General features: G+C 51.6%; 2 protein-coding genes. One reads left to right on the plus strand and one right to left on the minus strand.

Annotation, left to right across the window (positions count from 1 at the left end):
- Positions 1–781, minus strand: a 781-nt coding sequence (locus AC1DU9_RS29750; protein ID WP_477811262.1) for a LacI family DNA-binding transcriptional regulator, incomplete at its 3' end; no start/stop codon positions are given.
- 459 nt (positions 782–1,240) lie between these two features.
- On the opposite strand from AC1DU9_RS29750, the gene AC1DU9_RS29755 reads away from it, so the two are divergent.
- A partial coding sequence (locus tag AC1DU9_RS29755) for an ATP-binding cassette domain-containing protein (RefSeq protein ID WP_477811263.1) occupies positions 1,241–1,772 on the plus strand: 532 nt, incomplete at its 3' end.

Genomic DNA, 1,772 nt, shown 5'->3' on the forward strand with positions numbered 1-1,772 from the left:
CTGCTGCACGCAGGGCCTGCATAGCACCAATGGTCATCAGGTTGTTGGCAGTCATGATGGCGGTCGGCGGCTGCTCCAGCGCCAATAAACGGCGAGTCGCTTCCATGGCCGGCGCAATCGCCGATTCACCACAGCAAACCAATTGCTCATCGTAGGCAATGCCTGCGTCAGCCAAGGCCGCACGGTAACCGTCAATTCGTTCAAGAGAAGAAGACTGGGTCAATCGTCCGGAGACCATCCCGATACGCCGATGTCCAAGTTTAATCAAGTGTGCAATCAACTCTTGAGAGGATTGCTTATTCTCTACCCCCACCTGATCGAAAGACGTCGACAGAAGTCGGTCGATGAGAACCGTGGGTATTTTGTTGGCCTTTAAGTAATTAAATACTCTATTTTCTGGATCATATTCCGAGGCCAGTACAATGCCGTCAACCCGTCTTTCATGCAGCGCTTTGATCGCTTTAAGCTCTTGTTCGGGATCTTTTTGCGTATTGACCAGAATCATCATCAAGCCGTTTTTCGCACATGCCGCTTCGATGGCACGTACTGTTTCACTGAAGTAATAGTTTGACAGCGTAGCAATCGCTACCCCTATAGCACCTGAAGAGGAGCGTGCCAGAGACCGAGCGAGCGAGTTTCGAATATAGCCTACGGACTCTACAGCCTGATTCACGCTACGAACGGTGTCCGGATGTACTTTGCGAGTACCGTTGAGTACATGGGATACCGTAGACATTGATACGTTTGCGGCCCGCGCGACATCACTCATCTTTGCGCCCACTGTGTACCACTCCTTTCTCACGTGAATTCATGGATAGCGCCGGGACCATGCCCGGCAGTAAGCCATTGTAAAGCTCACGACGAGAAAATGTGTCGCAAGCTCCAGGAATCGGTGCAAGGACAGGCGCGCAATATCGAGGAAGACCCAGCGAGGTGCGCTGCGCACCGATAGCGGGTGAGGCGAGACGATGGAATCCGCTATGCAGCATAGCCGGGCACTCCTTTTTTATTATTTTTACGACCACGTAGCGGACCGTTAACGGGACGCAGGGACGCTGTCGAAAAAAGCATAGCCGAGACGAAAGCGCTTGCGCAAGCGCTTTCCTAGGTCTTTCAATTTCCCTCCCGAGCAAAGGAAAGCGCTTGCGCAAGCGCTTTCCTTTGCACTATGTTTGTCGAACAAGAACACCGATGAGAGGTTTCACTGCTTCTCAAATCGGCAGATAAGGAGTCAACCGCTATGCTCAGTACTGGATCTGAAAGTCCTCCTCCTGCTCTATTGGAAATGCGTTCCATCTCCAAGTCATTCAATGGCGTACGCGTGTTGCATGACATCGACCTTAGTATTTTTCCCGGACAAATCCACGCGCTAATGGGCGAAAACGGCGCCGGAAAATCCACTCTGATGAAAATCCTGTCGGGAGCCTATATAGCCGACAGTGGCACTATCCGAATCGATGGATGTGATATTCGAAACTATGGCCTGAACGATGCGAAGCGCCATGGCATTTCAGTTATCTATCAAGAGCTCAGCTTGTGCGCGAATATGAGCGTGGTCGAGAACATCTACCTGGGTAGAGAAATTCGTCGATGCGGGGTTGTAAACCACAAGGCAATGACCGAAGGCGCGCAGGTTGTACTAAAGCGACTTGGCGTCACATTTGATCCGCACGCGCTGGTCGGTACATTGTCGATCGCCGACCAACAACTTGTTGAAATCGCCCGTGCAATTCATGCCGATACGCGAATCCTGGTGATGGATGAGCCTACAA

The sequence above is a fragment of the Pseudomonas sp. P4_C1 genome (genome assembly GCF_056402155.1).